Source organism: Achromobacter mucicolens (genome assembly GCF_029866465.1).
Taxonomy (GTDB): domain Bacteria; phylum Pseudomonadota; class Gammaproteobacteria; order Burkholderiales; family Burkholderiaceae_B; genus Achromobacter; species Achromobacter mucicolens.
This window is the reverse complement of sequence record NZ_CP123364.1, coordinates 4,602,837-4,621,226: the sequence shown is the minus strand read 5'-3', so window position 1 is coordinate 4,621,226 and position 18,390 is coordinate 4,602,837. Positions and strand designations below refer to the sequence as shown.

The window sequence follows — 18,390 nt, the reverse complement described above, 5'->3', positions numbered from 1 at the left end:
GTTACGCCAACATGGCTCAGACACATGCCGCCGCCAGCCCATTGGGCGCGGGCTTCACGCAGGCCGACCGCCTGCTCGACCTGTGCACGCCGCTGGGGCCGGACAAGCTGCTGGCCGAGCGTCTTCAGGGCACCGAGCAACTGAGCGATGGCGGCTTTGCGCTGATGGTCGATGCGCTGTCGGACGATGCGCATGTGCCGCTGAAGTCGCTGATCGGCCAGCCGGCGCAGGTAAAGCTGCAAACGGCCTTGGGCCGTGACGCGCACCGCGTGTGGTGCGGCCTGGTGACGGAGGCGCGCTTTGAGGGAGCCAACGGCGGCTTCGCGCGCTACCGGCTGCGCATCGAGCCGTGGCTGGCGCTGCTGCGCCAGCGCCGCGACAGCTTCGCCTTCCAGGACTTGTCGGTGATCGACATCGTGGACAGCGTGTTCGGCGACTACAACGGGCAGGGCGCGGTGGCGGCGCAGTGGCGCTGGGAAGTGAAGGACCGGGACGCTTACGCCAAGCGCAGCCTGACGATTCAGTACCGCGAGACGGACTTCGCCTTTGTCGAGCGGCTTCTGGCCGAAGAGGGACTCTTCTATTGGGTCGAGCACGAAGCCGGTGACGGCGCGGCGGGCGGCCATACCGTGGTCATTGCCGACCACAACGGCGCCTTCAAGGCCGGGCCGCAGGACAGCATCAAGTTCCAGCGCGCGGACGCGACCGAAACCGAAGACACCATCCAGGCGTGGCGCCAGCGCCGCGCGTGGCGCACCAACGCCGTGCGGCTGGCCACGTGGGATTACCGCGCGATGCAGGCGCGGCGGGTCAGCGCGCAGGTCGAGGACAAACTGGCCAACGCCGTGGAACTGGCGGATTCGGACTACCCCGGCCAGTATCTGTTCGAAGACGGCGCCCAGGGCGAGCGGCTTGCGCACAACGCGTTGGCCGCGCAGCGGGTGCGCCAGTCGTTGCAGGAAGGCGAGGGCACCGTGCGCACGCTGGCGCCGGGGCAGCGCTTTACGCTGACGGGGCATTTCGGGCCGTCGCAGGGGGCGGGCGCCGAATTCGTGGTGCTGCGCATCGCGCACGAGGCCCGCAACAATTTCGATGAAAGTCTGGGCCGCGCGGTGGCCGACGCCCTGGGCGCGGCAGGGGAAAACCAGGGCCCGGGCACCGCCGAAGACGCCGGAGCGGATTTCTATCGCAACCGTTTCGAGGCGATCGCCGCCACGCTGGAGTACCGTCCCAGCACGGTGGATGGCCACGGCGCACGCCTGCATCCCCGTCCCACCGTGCACGGCGCGCAGACGGCGCTGGTGGTTGGGGCGAATGATCCGGTCCATACGGACCGCGACCATCGCATCAAGATCCAATTCCATTGGCAGCGCGGCAGCGCGTCCAGCAATCGCCAGGATCATCCCGCGGGCGAAGACAACGCGCCGGCCAGCGACGCGCTGGGCACGTGGGTGCGCGTGGCCGAACCGGTGGCCGGGTCGGACTGGGGCGGTCACTTCGTGCCCCGCCTGGGACAGGAGGTGCTGGTGCAGTTCATGCACGGCGACATCGACCGGCCGGTGGTGGTGGGCGCGCTGTATAACGGCGCGGGCAGCGAGAACGCCGCGAACAACCAGGTGCAGGCCGGCGCGGCCAAGGCCACCGGCAACGCGCCGGCCTGGTTCGCGGGCAGCGAGGCCGGGCACGCGCACAACGTGGTGATGTCGGGCTTCAAGACACAGGCGCTGGCCGATAGCGGGCAGGGCATGGGCGGCTACAACCAGTTGGTGCAGGACGACACGCCGGGACAGTCGCGCCTGACGGCATCGACCACGCAGGCGGAGGCGCGGCTGAACCTGGGCCACCTGAAGCAGCAGCGCGACAACGAGCGTCTTTCGGACCTGGGACATGGCGCGGAACTGGCGACCAGCGAGGCAGTGGCGTTGCGCGCGGGCGAGGGCCTGCTGATCAGCGCGGACAAGCGCGAGGGCGCGACGGGCGGCCTGCTGGATAGCGAGCCGGCCATCCAGCAGATGGAAAAGGCCATCGAGCAGGCCAAAGCGCTGTCGGCCACGGCGGCGCGCCAGGAAGCGAAGCTGGACGGCGACGGCGACAAGACGCGTCCGCTGGATGAACTGGACGCCGTGCGCAAGATTATCGAGGGCGCCCGCGCCGAGGAAGGCGTGCAGGTGCCGGCGTACAGCCTGCCGCACATCCAGGTCAGCGCCCCGAAGGGCATTGGCCAGTACACGCCGAAAAATGCGTTTGCCGTGGCGGGCGCCACCTTGTGCCAAGTGGCGCCGGATGTGAACTGGGCCGCGGGCACGCACCTGTCTCTGTGCGTGGCGCAGGGCGTGGTCTTGTTCACCAAAGGCTTGGGCGGCGACGGCCGGGCCGTGCCGGAGAAAGGGATCCGGTTGCACGCGGCAGGCGGGCAGTTGCGGATGCAAAGCCAGAAGGCGCGCATGCGCCTGGCCGCCGAGAAGTCGGTGACGCTGGCCTCGGCCCAAGGCGCGGTGGACGTGAACGCATCGAAAAAGGTGCTGGCCACGGCGGCCGGCGCGTACATGCGGATCGAGGGCGGCGGGATTCAATTGCATGCGCCCGGCAAGGTGGAATTGAAGGCGGGTGTGCACAACTGGGTGGGACCGCAAAGCGGTACCGGCCCGGCGCAGCCGCCGCAGGGCGATATGGAAGGCTGCGCCGCGGCGCTTGAAGACGCGGCCGGCAGCGGCGCATTGGCGGCATGATGGCACCGTCAACGCCCCGCCTGGCGCAAGCGTCTCAAGCACGTTGGGAGCCGCCGCGCGCCGAGGACTGTGTCGAACGCGCCATCGCGGGCTTGCGGGCCGTGCTGGACGGCCGCGCCAGCCGGCGCGTGCTGCTCTTGTGCGATTCCACGTTGGCCGATCCGCTGGCCGACGACATCGCGGCTGCGGGATTGGCGCGGCGCGAGGTCGAGCTGATCTCGCAGGGTGCGGCCGCGCCGCCGCTGTATCTGGCAGAGGTGCCGGACGAGATTCGCCATGAGCGGCTGATCAACGCCAGCCTCCGCGTGGCGGTGGACGAAGCCTTGCGTCCCGCGCCCGCCGCCAGGCGGCCTCGGTCGATGGCGGCGTGGCTGGCCACGGACCTGCCGCTGGCCGAAGTGGCGCAGCGGCTCGCGCTGCGCGCCCGTTTGCGCGACGCGCAGGCGCGCGTGCGCATCCTGCGATTCTGGGACCCGCGCACCACGCAATACCAGAGCGAGCTGTACGCGGGCACGGCGCCCGCCTCATGGATACCGGGCGTCACGTGGATGACGGTGGACGGCTTTGCGCGCTGGCAGGTGCTGCCGGATGTGCCGGGTCCGATGCAGACCGTGACGCCTGACTGGCCGCGCCTTGCGCGGCTGGGGCGTATCAACGCGGTGCTGCAGCGCTTGAATGCGAAAGGCCTGTGCGTGGGGCCGTCCGTGCTGGACGCGGTTCGCCGAGCGCTGGACGCGGCCGCGGATTGTGGGATTGACGACGATGAGGACGCGGCGCTGTTCGCCGCCTGGCGAGTGCGCCTGGACGCGCCGCTGGAACGTGCGCCGTCGTTTGCGGCCTTGCTGCGCGAGGTGCAAGAAGAAGGCGGCCGCCTGCGCGGCGCCGCGCAGGACATGGACGACGAGGATTGGCAGCGGTTTGCGCAAGAGGCGCAGGCGCGGGAGGATCTGCAAGCATGACGACTGACTACGACGCGTTGCCCTGCAAGGGCAAGTTCTGCGGCCGGCCGGGGCTGCCCATCCTGCCGATGCGAATTGCGTACGTGCCGGGCGGCAAGAACGATTTGCCTGACGGCGTGTACACGGATCCCGAGCTGTACTACGAGACCATGCGCCAGGGCGCGTACATGCTGCGCGCCATCACGGCTGGCTACGTGTACCTTTGGGATCCGCGCCGCAGCTACGGCTGGCGCGCGTTCGCGGCCACGGCAACGGGGCAGATGAAGGAAGTGCCGGTTGACGACGACAACCGTCCGTCCGAGCAACCGACGTTCACGTGCACGCGCGAAGGCCACGGCCTGGAATCCGCGTTGATCAACGTCGAGGCGCCCGCAAACGCGTCGCGCAGCGTGTGGGTCGGCTATTCGCGCGTGTGGTGGACGCAGGATATCCGCCGCGAGCTGACGCGCAACGATCGCTGGCGCAAGAAGGTCATGGTGGAACTGGACGCCAAGGCCGTCTGGGCGGGGGGCTACCCCAAGCCCGAAACGGGCTTTCGCGTGGCGGAAGACGGCGCCAATCTGGCCAAGCATTCGATCGAGTTCCGGGACGCCGCCGGCGCGGCGACCTTGTTTGCCAACACGCTGACCCCCGGCGTCAGCCTGTTTGGCGGGCAGGCCGCGGCGATGGCCGGCAAGATGCGGCAGATGACGCCCAAGGGCGGCGTGGCGCTGGCGCTGCGCGACCCGGTGGGCGTGCTGGCCGACATTTCCACCTGGCGCAACAAGTGCATGGGCGAGCTGGCCGAACATCATCTGGAGCCGACCCGGCTGCGCGAAGTGGCGGTGGCGCAGATCATCGACGGGCTGGAAAAGCAGATGGAATCGTCCAGCGATGAGCGCCAGCGCTTGCGCGAGCGCATCGACACCGGCAAGGTCACCAGGACGCTCAGCGAAAACAAGGCGGCCATTGCCCGCATGCGCGACAAGATCGAGGGCGCGGGCAAGGACTGGGCCTGGTGGTATGGCCGAGATACGTTCTGGCTGGCGTGCAAGGCGTATTCGCCCAAGGACGCCGCCGCCGGCGAGCGCCTGGAAGACGACATGGCGATGTGCGTCGATGGCGCGGGCGCGGTGGCCAGCGAGCACAAGGCCATCGATGACTCGCTGAAAGACGAGGACATGGTCGACGGCACCTACGAGGCGATATGGCGGTCGCTGGCGGGCAACGACGGCGACTTGCTGGCCTTCCTGAACCGGGAAGGCAAAGGCAAGGTGATCTCCAAGCAGGTGTCCAACCTGCGCAAGATGGTCAAGAGCTACAACGATTGGATCAAGTTGCGGGCGGCCGACGGCAAGCTGCCGCCCATGCGGGCGGCGGGCTCGGCGATTGGCCGCTTCATGGCCACGCAGCTTCTGCGCCTGACCCTGTCGGGCGACCCCATCGCCGAACGGGTGGCGGCGCGCGTCACGTTGTCCGTGTCGGCGCGCATGAACATCGTGGTGGCGGTGCGCACGCATACGACGACGCTGCCGCGAATGATCGCGGACATGCACCAGATCGTCTGGGAGCCGAATCTGACGTCGGTCACGGTCGGTGGCGGCGGCGGGATCTACGCGAACAAGCACATGCAGTCCGGATGGATCGGCACGCAGGCCGAACGTTCCACCCCGCTGACCATCAACTACATCATTCCCGAGGAGGTCGACGCGCAGCTGAACGCGGCCGCCAACGCGCCGCCGCCTTCTCGCCCCGCGGCCTCGCCGCAGTTGTCCCTGCCGTCGCCGCCCAGGGTGCTGGCCTTGCCGGCGCCCACGATGTCGCCGCTGGCGGGGCTGGTCAAGTGGGCCAAGACGCGGGACGGCCAGAACGCAAGCGCGACGGGCGTGTTGACGCTGGTGGCGTTGTACACGTCTGTGTCGGACTTGAACAAGGCCGACGCCATCGGCGATGCGAAGGCGGCGCGCAAGGCCTGGTTCGGCATCACGTCGGGCGTGCTGGGCGTGGGCAGCGTGGCGATCGAAGCCACGGCGGGCGCGATCGGCGCGCGCGTGGGCACGAATACGGCGTATTCGATGAACCTGACGCTGAACATGCGTCTGGCTACCGTGCGCACGGCGGGCGCCGTGTTCGCGGCGGCGGCCACGTTTGTGGATGGCGCCAACAACGCGCTCAGCGCCGTGGACCAGTACGACGTCAAGAACTACGAGGCGGGCGGCGCGTATGCGACGTCCTCGATGTTCCTGTTGTTGTCCGGCCTGACCGGCGTGGCGACGGCGCTGGTCAGCCTGGGCGGCGCCTTCAGCGCGGCCGGCGTGGTGGCGGGGGCCGGCGGGTTTGGCAGCGCGATGGTCGGATTGACCAGCGGCGGCACGGTGCTGCTGGGGATTCCGGTCTGGGGCTGGATCGTGCTGGGCCTGTGCCTGCTCGCGGCCGGCCTGTACTTCAAGTTCTGGGGCGATAGTGCCAAGGACAGCGAACTGGAGATCTGGTTCACCCGATGCTGCATGCGCTCAGCGGCGTTTGAAAACGTGGAGGACCGCCCGCTGTACGAGAACCGCGAAGAGGAACTTTACGAGTTCAACCGCGCGGTGTTCGGCGTGCGTGTGACGCTGGACTGGAAGGGCCTGTGGCAAGGCGAAATTTTTGGCCGCGACCGGTTGGTGCTGGAAGTGATGATGCCCGGCTATACCGAGCACAGCGACTACGCCTACAGCCTGAAGCTGGTGGGCGAGGGTGTCAGCGCCGTGGTGTCCAGCAAGGGGTCGATGCGTTCGAATGACCCCGAATTGCAGCCGCGCGGTCCCTCCAATGCGCAGCTCGTGCAAGGCCGGCCCAAGCCGGAAACGTGGGCCGACCGCATGGACAAGTACGTGGACAACATGGCCTCGCGCCCGGGGTGGGCCGATGCGTGGCGCTGGATACGCAAGGACCGGAGCCAACCCATCGAGTTCACGAGCAAACCGTGGGAAGAGGTCGTGAAGTTCCACGTGAGTAATGGTTGCGCGGTGCTGCGCACCGAAGTGCTGGTCGATGACGACATCTTCCAGGAAGCGATCATCAAGATCGAATACTGGCCCGATCCGGACCGCATGCCCGACATCCGCTCGGTGCCGATGGGCGGCAACGGCTCCAATCTGATAAAAGCAAGCAATTGACCCGGCAACCTGCCGAATGATTTCGCAGACGACAGACCAGCATGGACGGCAAGCATGAAAAGCAGTGAAGGGATCCAGGCGGCGGTGTACACACGATGGCATCAGTTGTCGGTGCCATTGGCATTCGTGCTGGCGGCGGGCAGCTTCATGCTGGTGGTGCTGAACCGGGGGCCGATCGGGTTGGGCGCGGCGCTGGCCGTGCTGGGCCTGCTGGTGCCGCCGCTGGTGGCGTTCAAGGGCTTTCCCACGCGCAACGCCGTCAGGGTGACGCCGGATGGCCTGGAGTTTTCACGCCGGTCGCCCATCGCCTTTGCCGACCTGAGCAGTTGGGGCACGGACGACTACCTGAAACTGGTCCGTCCCGGCCTGCCCACGCTGCTGGTCAGCCCGGCGGACTTGCCCAGCCGCGAAAGGCTGCTGCGCGAATTTGAAGCGGCGTTGGCTGCGTGGCAGGCGCGGCAGCCGGCGGGCACGGCCGCCGCGCGCCGCACGCATTTCTACGGATCGACGGGCGGGCGTCTGGTGGGCGGCGTGATCACGGCCTTGGGCGCGGGCTCGGCGATCATGGCGCTGAACCTGCGCGAACCGTCGATCTCGCTGGCGGTGGTGGGCGGCCTTGGCGCGGTGTTCGGCCTGGCCCTGCTGTTCGGCAAGCGGGGCTGAGGGCGGCGGCAGACCGTTACGCGACCCCATGGCAACGACATTCCAGCTGGACACGCTCAAGATTCGGATGAGCGAGGCGGCGCTCCAGCGATTGGACCTGCATCAGCGCATTCAGCGGGCGCTGCGCGCGCTGATCCTGGACGGCGCGCTGGGCCCGGGGGTCAAGTTGCCCGCGACGCGTGGCCTGGCCAAGTCGCTGGGCGTGTCGCGCGACACCGTCGAAAACGCCTATGTGCAACTGCACCGCGACGGCTACATCGTGCGCCGCGAGGGCTCGGGCAGCTATGTGTCCGAGACGGTGGGCATCGAGCTGCGGGGCGCGACGCGCAAGCGGGCAACGCTTGCGCGCCAGCCGGTCGCGACGCAGCCCGGCACAGGCCTCAGCCTTCGCGGGCGAGCGATCCTGGAGAGCGGCGGCGTTTCCGACCAGCAGGTCATCAAGGCGTTCGCCACCGGACTGCCCGAGACGCGCACGTTTCCCACCGGCGTCTGGGAGCGCCTGCAGCGCCAGGTCATGAAGGACAACCGCGCCCACGTGCTGCTGCATGGTGACCCGCAGGGCGCCGAACCGCTGCGCCGCGCGATCGCGGCCTACCTGAACCTGGAGCGTGGCGCCAAGGTGTTGCCTGAGCAGGTGCTGGTGCTGAGCAGCACCCGGCAAGCGCTCTTTCTGTGCGCGCAACTGCTGGCTGACGCGGACACGCCCATCCTGATGGAGAATCCCGGCTACTTCGGCGCCCGCAAGGCGTTCGAAGCCGCCGAGACGCGGATCGTACCCATCGACGTCGATGCGCAGGGCATACGCACGGATCATTTGCACGCGGACCGCAGCGGCGCCAGTTGCGTGTACGTGACGCCGTCGCACCAGTATCCGACCGGTGTGACGTTGTCGCTGGAACGCCGGCTGGCGCTGATCGGTTGGGCCGCTAGCCATGGCAAGTGGATCATCGAGGACGACTACGACAGCGAATTCCATTACGACGGGTTGCCGACCGCTTGCGTGCAGGGCCTGGACCGGCATCAACGCACCTTGTACCTGGGCACGTTCAGCAAGACGCTGTATCCCGGCCTCAGGATGGGATACATGGCGCTGCCGCTGGAACTGGTCGAGGCCTTTTCGCGGGCGCGCAGCATCATGGACGGACACACGCCGCAGATACTGCAGCTGACGCTGGCCCGCTTCATGGAAGACGGTCATTACCACACGCACGTGCGGGCGATGCGCAAGCTGTACGCGGGACGACGCGAGGTGCTGCTGGCGTCGCTGGTAAAGCGGCTGGACGGCGTCGTGCAGGCCGTGCGTCCGCCGGGCGGCCTGCAGATTCCATGCCTGCTTCAGCCAGGCTGGACCGAGGAAAAGACCCTCCGTCTGGCAGAGCGCGCCGGTCTGCGCCTGCCCGGGCTGAGCCGCCTGTATGCCGGCGAGTTCAAGCAGCCGGGCTGGCTGTTGGGCTACGCGTCGCTGACGGCCTACGAGATCGAGGACGCCGTGCTGCGTCTGTCGAACGCGTTGTCAAGCGCCTGACCGGCCTTCACGGGGCAGAACGAAGGCCCGGCCGCCATGCATCAGCAGGTGCGCGGTCAGGCCGGCCACCAGCCCCCAGAATGCGCCGCCCACGCCCAGCAGGGTCACGTTCGCGGCGGTGGCCAGGAACGTGATGAGCGCCGTTTCCCGGGTGCGAGCGTCGGCCATGGCGTTGGCCAGGCTGCCGCCGATGGCGCCAAGCAGCGCAAGCCCGGCCAGCGTGGTGATGAAGGCCTTGGGCAGCACCATGAACAGCGTCGCCAACGTGACGCCGAACGTGCCCACCAGGATGTAGAACACACCGCAGGCCAGACCCGCGACGTATCGCTTGGCGGGATCCTCGTGGGCGTCCTTGCCGGTGCAGATGGCGGCGGTGATGGCCGCGACATTGAACGCGTGCGCGCCAAAGGGCGCCATGACGAGCGAACCCAGCCCGGTCACGGTCAGGATCGGATTCGCGCTGGTCCGGTAGCCGTCGTTGCGTAGCACCAGCATGCCGGGCATGTATTGGCCAGTCAGTGTGATGATGAAAAGGGGTAGCGCAACGCCCAGCAAGGCCTGCAACGAGAAGCTTGGCATTTCGAACACGGGCACCGCCAGGCGCAGATGGACGGCCGAGAAGTCGATGCGGCCTTGCACGACGAGTAGTCCCAGGCCGATGGCCAGGATGCCGACCACGGCAAAGCGTGAGGTAAAGCGCTTGAGCAGCGCGTAGGAGATCACCAGCACGATCACCAGCAGGGGGTCGGCGCTGGCGCCGCCGAAGGCATTGACGCCGAACTGCAGCAGGATGCCCGCCAGCAGGCCGGCGGCAATGCCGCCCGGGATCCTGCGCACAAGCTTTTCAAAAGCGCCCGACAGCCCCAGCGCGACGAAGCCCAGCGCCGAAAGCATGTACGCGCCGATGACTTCGCCATAAGGCGTGAAAGGCATGACGGTTGCCAGGAACGCGACGCCAGGCGTGGACCACGCCGTGATGATCGGCGCCTTGTAGCGCCAGCTCAGCAGCGCGCCGGTCACGCCCACCCCGACGGATACCGCCCATACCCAGGAGGTGGTTTGCGCCGGCGACAACCGGGCCAGCTCGGCCGCCTGGAACACCAGGACGAAGGTGCCGCCGTGGTTCACCAGGACCGAGATCAGGGCGGCGACGGTGGGGGATAGGAAGTCGGCGGGTCTGAGACCCGCCCGAGGTGCTGTCATGAGTGGCTCCGCATTCAAGAGGCGCCCGGCCGCAGGCCGGACTTGAACGGGGAGTCTATGAGGAACGCGGTATGTTGATACCAGCCACATGCGGTAAGACGGGCAGACCGCTTTGGGCCGTTCGGTGGGGACTACGCTATTCTGCGGCCGGTCGTTCCCTTGCCGGTAGGGGCGTCGCTTCAGTAGCGCAAGGCCAGGCTGACCAACGTGGTGCGCCCATTCCCCAGCGCGACGGCGTTGCGCACGCCGCCTGCGTAATACTGTTTGTCGAACAGGTTGTTCATCGTCAGGGCCGCCCGCCAACGCCCCGCGTCATACGCCACGCCCGCATCCGCCACCAGATATCCGGGAATGTCGTAGCCGTAGGTATACCGGCTTCCTTCCGCGCGAAGGCCGCCCGTCAGCTCCCAGCCGGCCAGGCTGCCCTGCATCCGATAGCGCGCCGTCACGTTGAAGCTGTGCCGCGGCACGCTGTTGAGGCGGGTGTTGTTGGTGGAGGGCACCTGGCCGCCATCGTCCACGACCACGGCCGATAGATAGGCATAACCGCCCATGAGGCTCAGACCATTGCCCAGGTCCGACGCCCATCCCAGTTCCGCGCCGCGCGTGCGCTGTTTGCCGACCGCGATGCTGTAGCCGTCATTCACCGGGTCCGCCTGCAGGACGTTGCGCCGCTCCAGGTCGAACGCGGCCACCGTGATGCTGGTGGCGCCATCGTCAAGATCGATCTTCACGCCGGCTTCCCATTGCCTGCCGCTTTCGGGCTTGAAGGTGTTGCCGTCGACGTTGGTGCCGCTGTTGGGATAGAACGACGTGGCGTAGCTGATATAGGGGCGCACGCCGGGCGCAATCTCGTACATCAGCGCGCCCGACCCGGTGATGGCGTTATCGCTGCTGTCCTCGCGGGATTGTGTGAGATGGTTGGTGGAATAGGTGCTGGCGGTGTCATGGCGCAGGCCGAACACCGCGTTCCACCGCTCGCCCAGCGCGATCTGATCCCGGGCATACACGCCGATCGCGCGCACGGTGGTGCTGCTGTCGGTGCGCGGATTGGCCGGGCAGTTGATGGGGCTGCCGTAAACCGGTTGGTAGACGTCCAGGTCCCGCACCGAGCAGTTGTACGACAGGCTGTTTTCGCGCGTGCGCAGGTAATCCACGCCGACCGTGATGTCGTGGGCGCCGAATCCCGTATCGAATCTGCGCTGCGCGTTGGTGTCCAGCGTGATCGTGTCGCCGTCCCAGTGCTGGTCCGTGGCGGTGCGCCGCAGCGTCCGATTGTCGGCGCGCAGCAAGCCATTGGCGACCAGTTGGCCATTGAGCGTGAACGATTGCCAACGCGCGTTCTGGTTGACCGTCCAGCCATTGTCGAAGCGGTGCGTCAGCGCGTAGCCCACCCGGCTCTGGTAGCCGCGATAGGGGTCCTGGCCGGGCTCGCCAGTGAAGCGGTCACGCGGGATGGCGCCATTGGGGTTGGACTGGACCGTCCCGACGATCGGCAGTCCCTGCTGGCGGATGTACTGACGTTCCTGGTAGCTGGTCAGGATAGTGAAATCCGTGCGCGGACCCAGATCCAGCGACAGCGAAGGGGCGATGAACCGATTCTTGAACCACACGTGGTCGGTCTCGTCATTCGAATTCATGGCCAGGGCATTGACACGAAACGCCGCTTTGCCGTTGTCCGACAGCGGGGTGCCCATGTCCAGCGTGGCCTGCCGGAATTCGTGGCTGCCCAGCGTGGTGGCCGCTTCGGCGAAGGTTTCGGCGCGCGGGCGCTTGCTGACCATGTTGACCAGGCCCCCGGGAAGGACCTGACCGTAAAGCAGCGAGGCCGGCCCCTTCAGCACTTCCACTTGTTCCACACCGAACAGCTGTTCGGCGACACGGTTGCTTGCCGCCGTGCGCAGCCCGTCCAGGAACAGGGAATCCGAGGCGACCTGCCCGCGGATGATGAGATCGTCCCAGCCGCGGCGGCCAAACTGATTGGCGACCACACCGGGCACGTTATGCAGCGCGTCGGCCAGGGTCTGCGCCTGCTGCGCGTCCAGAACCGCTCGCGGCACGACGGTGATCGACTGCGGGGTCTTGGACAGGGGTACGGACGACTTGTTGACGGCGGGCGGCGCGACCGGGTTGAAGAGTCCGTCCTGGCCGGCGTCATCGTCGCCGGTGACGCGCACGGCGGGCAGTTGCACGGGGGAATCGTCAGTCTGAGCGACAGCGGCAAAGGGGGCGGCCAGCACGATGGCGGCGGCCAGTGCCGAATAGGAATTCAAGGACATGGAAGGACGGCGGGCGCAGGAGAAGCGGTGGGTATGCATGCGCGGCGGCACGCTAGATCGATGATCAACGTGCTTTGCGAATGAGAATAACAACGATTAATTATAAGCACTACAATGCGCGTTGGGCGCGGCAATGCGCCCGAAAATTTCGTCCTTGTGTCGCTTTACATCACATTCATGTCTCATGCCGTCTTCGCTTGAATCTTCCGCCGGCTCGCTTGCCGCAGCCAAGACGCGTTCGTCCGCCCGCCGGCTTTGGTTCGATCTGCATAGCTGGATTGGCATGAAGTTGTGCATCCTGCTCAGCTTCATTTTCTGTACGGGGACGCTGGCGGTGGTGGCGACCGAGATCGATTGGCTGATCGAACCCGCCATGCGCGTGACACCCCAGGACCGCCAGGCCAGTTGGGGAGAAATGCTCGCGGCTGCGGAGCGGGCGCACCCCGGCTTGCGCCTGCGCAGCCTGGCCGCGCCGCACGGCGAGCGCTTTGCCGCCGAAGCGCTGATGCGTCAGGACAATGGTCAATTGCTGCGGGTGTGGGTGAATCCGCATACCGCGCAAGTGACCGGGCAATCGTCGTGGTGGAGCGCGCAGCGATGGCTGCGGGACACGCATCGCAACCTCATGCTGCCCCCGAAATATGGCGTGCCATTGGTCGCCCTTCTGTCGATCCCGCTCCTGTTGATGCTGGTCAGCAGCCTCTACATCTACAAGCGTTGGTGGCGCGGGTTCCTGGCCTGGCCACGCAAGGGCAAACCGCGGCTGACGTGGGGCGACGTGCATCGCCTGGCGGGCGTGTGGAGTCTCGGGTTCATGCTGCTCATCGGCGTGACCGCCTTTTGGTATCTGGCCGAGTCACTGGGGGCGAAGGCGCCCCTTCCGCCAACGATTGTGCAGCTCAAGGGCACGGCCACGCACGCGCCGCTGGCCGCCCAGGACGTGGACAGGGCGATTTCTGCCGCGCAGGCGGCCTGGCCCGATCTGAAAATCTCCAGCGTGCGGCCGAGCCCCAATGGAAAGGCGCTGCTGTTGGAAGGGCAGGCAAACGGATGGCTGTTGCGCGAGCGCGCCAACGTCATCGGCGTGGAGATCGCCTCGGGCGCCATCCTGGGACGCAACGACGGGCAGGACATGAATGTTCACCAGCGCATCGGCGAGGCGGCCGACCCCCTCCATTTCGGCACGTTTGGCGGTTGGCCGGTGCGGGCGTTGTGGTGCTGTTTCGGAATCTTGTTGACCACGCTATCCCTGACCGGCGCGTATCTCTACGGCATCCGCATCGCCGAGTCGGCGCGCGCCGCGCTCAAGCGCCGCGGTGCGCCAGCGGGCGCACCGCATTCCCGCGACCCGTCTGCCTGGGCGGCCGCGTGGCGGCGCATGGGCCGGTGGCGCTGGCTGGCCGGCGGCCTGCTCGGCATGTGGCTTGCGCTCGTGATCATCCAGGCGCTGAAATGACGCCGAGGTCCCCGCAGCAGGCCGCTCAGTAGGCGGCGCGGTAGATGTCCAGCGCCTGCGCCTCATCGATGGGCAGCGGGTTGTTCATCAGCAGGCGCTGCTGCGCCATGGCGGCGCTTGCCAGCGTGGGCAAGTCGGCTTCCGAGATGCCCACGGCGCGCAGCCCCTTCGGCAACTCGGCCTGGCGGATCAGGTCTTCCAGGAAGGCGATGAAGGCGGCTGCGCCGCTGGCGTCATCCGCGGCCGCCGGCAAGCCCACGGCCCGCCCAAGTTCGGCGTAGAGAGGCGCCGCGGCCTGCGCATTGAAGTGCAGCACGGCGGGAAGCACCAGCGCGTTCGACAGGCCATGCGGCACATGGAATATGCCGCCGATGGGGTAGGCCAGCGCGTGCACGCCACCCACGGGCGCATTGGCGAATGCCTGGCCGGCCAGCATCGCGCCCAGCAGCATGTCCGAGCGCGCCTGCAGATTGGCGCCGTTGCGGCAAACGGTGATCAGGTTGGCGGACAGCAGCTTCAACGCCAGGATGGCCAGATGATCGGACAGCGGATTCTTCAGGCGTTTGCTGGTGTAGGCCTCGATGGCGTGCACCATCGCGTCCACGCCGGTGGCGGCCGTAGCGGCGGGCGGCAGGCCGACCGTCAGTTCGGCATCCAGAAAGGCCGCGTCGGCATAGAGCTGCGTCGCGACCACGCCGCTCTTGGTGGTGGCGCCCGTGGTCACGATCGAGATCGGCGTGACTTCCGAGCCTGTGCCGGCCGTTGTCGGCACCTGAATCAGCGGCAAGCGCTGGCCTTGCACCTGGTTGACGCCGTACATGGCGGCCAGCGGCTGATCGCTCTTGCACAACAACGCCACCAGCTTGGCCACGTCCATGGACGAACCGCCGCCAAAGCCGATCACCACGTCGGCGTCGAATGCGCGGGCGCGTTCCGCGGCCGCCTGCACCACGGCTTCGGGCGGGTCGGCGACCACATCGTCGATCACCAGCGTTTGCCAGCCGCTGGCGGCCAGGCTGTCCAGCGCCGGTTGCAGCGCGCCGCTGCGGTTCAGAAAGTTGTCGGTGACGAGCACCGCGCGCGCGCCGGCATGGCGCTCGCGCAGCAGGGCGCCCAGGCGGCGTGCCAGGCCCGGTTCGACAAGAATGTGGGGGACGGTCTGAAATGAAAAGGCGGACATGGGATCAGGAGAATTCGTTGATGATGGTTTGCGCCACGTCTTCGAGCGACGATCGCGTGGCCATGGCGCGCCCCTGGATTCGGCGGTGCGCCTCGTTTTCGGTGATGCCTTCGCGCGCGATCAGCAGCGTCTTGGCGGTGGCGACCTTGCTGACCGCGGCGTATCGCCCTTCCAGCTTGCGCATGTGAGCCATCGTGGCGGCCTGCTGGCGCCAGGCGGTGCGCGCCAGCAGCAGCTGGGTCAGCAGGCCAAAAGGGCGGATCGGCCGCTCGATGACGCCGGTGCAGCCGCTATGCAGCACCAGTTGCAACGTGGCGGGGTTCTCGTACTCGACGATGCCGACTAGCGGCGGGCTCAACGCGTTCAGGCCGTCGGCCAGCTTCTGGATGGAGTCGCGATAGTCTTCTTCGATGGGCAGAACGACCACGTCGGTATCGGTGCAGAGCGTATCGGGCAGCGGCCATTGCTGGGTCGGCACGCAGCCGATGCGTTTCAGATGCGACATCAACAGACGCGATTCGGCATCCTGCGGGTGCAGGACCAGCACGCGCAGGCCGTTCAGTTCGCGCAGCGCCGTGGTGCTGCGGCCGGGCCGGGTCAGAGAGGCGGTCACGGTAGCGCCAGGGCCTCGGGGTCGAGCGCGTGGTCCACGAGGTACGGCACCGGCCGCACCGCGGCCCGCGCGGCGTAGATGATCTTGAACTGGCGTTGCGCGTCGATGCGCGCGATGCGCGGCCAGAGCGAGGTGTGCTGCGTATCGCCATCGATGGTGACCAGGCCTTGGGGCGCTTCGAACTGGGCGCCGTCCAGGGCCTGCACCAGGTCGGGCACGGCCAGACCGCCCGCGCGGCGCGCGGCGTCGGCCACGAGATGGACCTGGGAATAGGCGGCTTCGGCGCCTGCCGTGATCGGGCTGTCTTCGCCGAAGCGCGCATGGTAGGCCTGGGCGAACCGGCGGCTGGGCGCGGTGTTCAGGGACGCGAAGTAGGGCGCGGCCGTGATGTGGCCTTCGGCCTCTTCAGCGGTAAGCGCCGCAACGTCGGTCTCGTTGGTGGCCAGGCTGACGATGGGCATGCGCGCCGGGTCCAGGCCCAGCTCGCGGTAGGCGCGGTACAGCTTGACGATGTCCCGGCCGACCATGGTCGAGTAGATGGCGTCCGGACGCAACGCGACGGCGCGCTTCAGCACATCGGCCAGGTCTTCCTGCGGCGCGTTCAGCGGCAGGTAGACCTCGTCGACGACTTCGCCGCCCGCCTGCTCGTAGAGCTCGCGCATGATGCGGTTGGACTCGCGCGGGTAGACGTACTGGCCGCCAATGAAGAGCACGCGGTTGCCGAAGTGGCGGATCACGTAACTGGCCAGCTGCACCGAGTTCTGGTTGGGCACCGAGCCGCCGTAGAAGCAATAGGGCGAGTACTCGAAACCCTCGTAGAGCGTGGCGTAGAACAGCAGCGCGCGGCGGCTTTCGACGACCGGCAGCACGGCCTTGCGGGTGCTGGACATATGGGTGCCGAAGATCAGCGGCACGCGCTCGCGGTCGCAGAGCCATTCGGCGGCTTGGCGATAGTCGGCCGGCTGGGCGCCCACGCGCGCGCTGACAGGAACCAGCGGCACGCCGCCGATGCCGCCGGCGGCATTGACTTCGTCGATGGCCAGCAGCGTGGCGTTTTCCTGGGTGATCTCGGTGGCCGCTGTCAGGCTCTCGTGCGAGAACAGCAGGCCGACCCGATGGCCGGTGGTGGCGGTCACAGCGATGTCCAGTCGAGCGATTGCTCGAAAGCATGGGCGGCGCGATACAGCGTCGTTTCGTCGAAATGGCGGCCCACCAGCATCATGCCGACGGGCAGGCCGTCGCGCAGGGCGCAGGGCACGGAGATGGCCGGATGGCCGGTGACGTCGAAGGGCGCGGTGTTGGCGTTCATTTCAAGGGCGCGGGTCACGAAGAGGTCCGGGGCCGCGCCGGCATCGATGAGACGGGGCGCGCGCATGGGCACGGTCGGCATCAACAGCAGGTCGACGCGGTCCAAAGCCTGATCATAGGCCTGGCGCAGACGGCGCGCGAGGTTTTGCGCCTTGCCATAGTACTGGCCGCCGTAGCGCGCGTAGAAGTATTCGCCGGCCAGCAGGCAGGTCTTGACGTCGTGCGGGAACTCGTCGGCGTGGTCGCGCCAGTGGCGTTGCGCCTGCATCAGGCCGGTCACATACAGGCCCTTCCAGTTGGTGCCGTAATTGAAGCCCTTCATCTGCTGGGTGGTGCCCTCGACCGCGATCGGCGTCCAGATGGCATGGCCCTTGCGGTGCAGGGGCACCGGCAGCTCGACGACTTCGGCGCCCAGCGCGGCCATCTCCCGGGCCGCCTTGCGCACCGCTTCGTCCACCTCGCTTTCACTGTTTGCCCAGCCAAAGCCCTCGGGCACGACGCCAACGCGCAACCCCTTGAGCGGCATGTCCAACGCGTCCCGGTAGGACGGGCGCTCGGCGGGCAGGCCTTGCTGGCGCGGGTCCAGTCCGTCGGCGCCGGCGATGGCGTCCAGCAGCAAGGCGTTGTCGGCCACATTGGCCGTCATGATGCCGGCGTGGTCCAGCGTCATTTCGATCGGCATGATGCCGGTATAGGGAATGAGGCCGTGGGTGGGCTTCATGCCGTAGATGCCGGAGTAGGCCGCCGGAATGCGCACCGACCCGCCCTGGTCCGTGCCGATGGCCATGTCGGCTTCGCCGGCGCCGACCAGGGCCGCCGCGCCCGAGGACGAGCCGCCGGCCGAGTGCTCGGGATTGCGCGGGTTGCGCACCGGGCCCGCGGCATTGGTATGGCTGCTGCCGGACACGCAGAAATACTCGCAATGGGCCTTGCCGACAATGCGGCCGCCGGCATCCAGAATGCGCGTGGCGACGGTGGCGTCCTGATCGGGCACGTAGCCGCGCAGCGTGGCCGCGCCGTTCATCATGGGCACGCCGGCCAGGCAGACGTTGTCCTTGAGCACCACGCGCTTGCCCGCCAGCGGACCGCCCGGGCGGCCGTCGATCTCGGTGCGCACATACCAGGCGTTCAGCGGGTTGTCTTCGGGCTGCACGCCGGGCGTACGCGGATAGCGCACCACCGGCGGCTGATCGATCAGCGCATCGACCTGGTCGTAGTCGGCGAACGTGGCCTCCAGAATGCTGCCGTAGGCGCGCAGCGTGGCATCGTCCAGATTCAGGCCGATGCGGCGCGCGGCCTGGTCCAGCGCTTCCAGGGTGGGACGGGGAAGGGACATCT

Annotated in this window: 12 protein-coding genes; 6 read left to right on the top strand and 6 right to left on the bottom strand. The window is 67.7% G+C overall.

The window, feature by feature from the left end; genetic code table 11:
- Positions 1-11: 11 nt before the first annotated feature.
- The 5 genes from QEP15_RS21155 to pdxR are packed head-to-tail and all read left to right on the top strand — an operon-like array spanning position 12 to position 9,013.
- On the top strand, positions 12-2,729 hold the full coding sequence (locus QEP15_RS21155; protein WP_280148008.1) for a type VI secretion system Vgr family protein: 2,718 nt from the start codon (positions 12-14) through the stop codon (positions 2,727-2,729).
- Positions 2,726-3,688 (top strand): DUF4123 domain-containing protein, encoded by a 963-nt coding sequence (locus QEP15_RS21150; protein WP_280148007.1) that lies wholly within the window; start codon positions 2,726-2,728, stop codon positions 3,686-3,688. Before QEP15_RS21155 ends, QEP15_RS21150 begins: the two co-directional genes overlap by 4 nt.
- Positions 3,685-6,825 carry a T6SS effector BTH_I2691 family protein gene (locus tag QEP15_RS21145; protein ID WP_280148006.1) on the top strand — a complete coding sequence of 1,047 codons (3,141 nt, stop codon included), beginning with the start codon at positions 3,685-3,687 and terminating at the stop codon, positions 6,823-6,825. The genes QEP15_RS21150 and QEP15_RS21145 overlap by 4 nt, the downstream gene beginning before the upstream one ends.
- 54 nt (positions 6,826-6,879) lie before the next feature.
- Complete coding sequence (locus QEP15_RS21140) at positions 6,880-7,488, top strand: hypothetical protein (RefSeq protein WP_142053390.1); 609 nt, start codon at positions 6,880-6,882, stop codon at positions 7,486-7,488.
- A gap of 28 nt (positions 7,489-7,516) precedes the next feature.
- Positions 7,517-9,013, top strand: coding sequence for a MocR-like pyridoxine biosynthesis transcription factor PdxR (gene pdxR / locus QEP15_RS21135; protein WP_280148005.1), 1,497 nt, complete (start codon positions 7,517-7,519; stop codon positions 9,011-9,013).
- Here the strand turns inward: pdxR and QEP15_RS21130 are convergent.
- Positions 9,002-10,216, bottom strand: a complete 1,215-nt coding sequence (locus tag QEP15_RS21130) for a benzoate/H(+) symporter BenE family transporter (protein ID WP_280148004.1) — start codon at positions 10,214-10,216, stop codon at positions 9,002-9,004. The genes pdxR and QEP15_RS21130 overlap by 12 nt on opposite strands.
- A gap of 179 nt (positions 10,217-10,395) precedes the next feature.
- Complete coding sequence (locus tag QEP15_RS21125; RefSeq protein ID WP_280148003.1) at positions 10,396-12,495, bottom strand: TonB-dependent siderophore receptor; 2,100 nt, start codon at positions 12,493-12,495, stop codon at positions 10,396-10,398.
- Between the two features lie 133 nt (positions 12,496-12,628).
- On the opposite strand from QEP15_RS21125, the gene QEP15_RS21120 reads away from it, so the two are divergent.
- Positions 12,629-13,951, top strand: a complete 1,323-nt coding sequence (locus QEP15_RS21120) for a PepSY-associated TM helix domain-containing protein (RefSeq protein WP_280148002.1) — start codon at positions 12,629-12,631, stop codon at positions 13,949-13,951.
- 25 nt (positions 13,952-13,976) lie between these two features.
- Here QEP15_RS21120 and QEP15_RS21115 read toward each other — a convergent pair whose 3' ends face one another.
- From QEP15_RS21115 to QEP15_RS21100, 4 genes are read right to left on the bottom strand one after another with little or no spacing between them, the layout of a single operon-like run.
- On the bottom strand, positions 13,977-15,131 hold the full coding sequence (locus QEP15_RS21115; RefSeq protein ID WP_280148001.1) for an iron-containing alcohol dehydrogenase: 1,155 nt from the start codon (positions 15,129-15,131) through the stop codon (positions 13,977-13,979).
- A gap of 4 nt (positions 15,132-15,135) precedes the next feature.
- The gene (locus QEP15_RS21110; RefSeq protein ID WP_152382514.1) at positions 15,136-15,744 is read right to left on the bottom strand and encodes an ANTAR domain-containing response regulator; all 609 of its coding nucleotides are present in this window, start codon (positions 15,742-15,744) and stop codon (positions 15,136-15,138) included.
- Positions 15,741-16,880 carry a transporter substrate-binding domain-containing protein gene (locus QEP15_RS21105; RefSeq protein ID WP_062839650.1) on the bottom strand — a complete coding sequence of 380 codons (1,140 nt, stop codon included), beginning with the start codon at positions 16,878-16,880 and terminating at the stop codon, positions 15,741-15,743. Before QEP15_RS21105 ends, QEP15_RS21110 begins: the two co-directional genes overlap by 4 nt.
- Positions 16,877-18,388 carry an amidase gene (locus tag QEP15_RS21100; RefSeq protein WP_142053400.1) on the bottom strand — a complete coding sequence of 504 codons (1,512 nt, stop codon included), beginning with the start codon at positions 18,386-18,388 and terminating at the stop codon, positions 16,877-16,879. The genes QEP15_RS21105 and QEP15_RS21100 overlap by 4 nt, the downstream gene beginning before the upstream one ends.
- Between the last annotated feature and the right edge of the window lie 2 nt (positions 18,389-18,390).

Bases quoted from the DNA above. Each gene is read 5' to 3' on its own strand.
- QEP15_RS21155 (WP_280148008.1), top strand. From the start codon at position 12: ATGGCTCAGACACATGCCGCCGCCAGCCCATTGGGCGCGGGCTTCACG.
- QEP15_RS21120 (WP_280148002.1), top strand. From the start codon at position 12,629: ATGCGCCCGAAAATTTCGTCCTTGTGTCGCTTTACATCACATTCATGT.
- QEP15_RS21145 (WP_280148006.1), top strand. From the start codon at position 3,685: ATGACGACTGACTACGACGCGTTGCCCTGCAAGGGCAAGTTCTGCGGC.
- QEP15_RS21130 (WP_280148004.1), bottom strand. From the start codon at position 10,216: ATGACAGCACCTCGGGCGGGTCTCAGACCCGCCGACTTCCTATCCCCC.
- pdxR (WP_280148005.1), top strand. From the start codon at position 7,517: ATGGCAACGACATTCCAGCTGGACACGCTCAAGATTCGGATGAGCGAG.
- QEP15_RS21125 (WP_280148003.1), bottom strand. From the start codon at position 12,495: ATGTCCTTGAATTCCTATTCGGCACTGGCCGCCGCCATCGTGCTGGCC.
- QEP15_RS21140 (WP_142053390.1), top strand. From the start codon at position 6,880: ATGAAAAGCAGTGAAGGGATCCAGGCGGCGGTGTACACACGATGGCAT.
- QEP15_RS21115 (WP_280148001.1), bottom strand. From the start codon at position 15,131: ATGTCCGCCTTTTCATTTCAGACCGTCCCCCACATTCTTGTCGAACCG.
- QEP15_RS21150 (WP_280148007.1), top strand. From the start codon at position 2,726: ATGATGGCACCGTCAACGCCCCGCCTGGCGCAAGCGTCTCAAGCACGT.
- QEP15_RS21100 (WP_142053400.1), bottom strand. From the start codon at position 18,388: ATGTCCCTTCCCCGTCCCACCCTGGAAGCGCTGGACCAGGCCGCGCGC.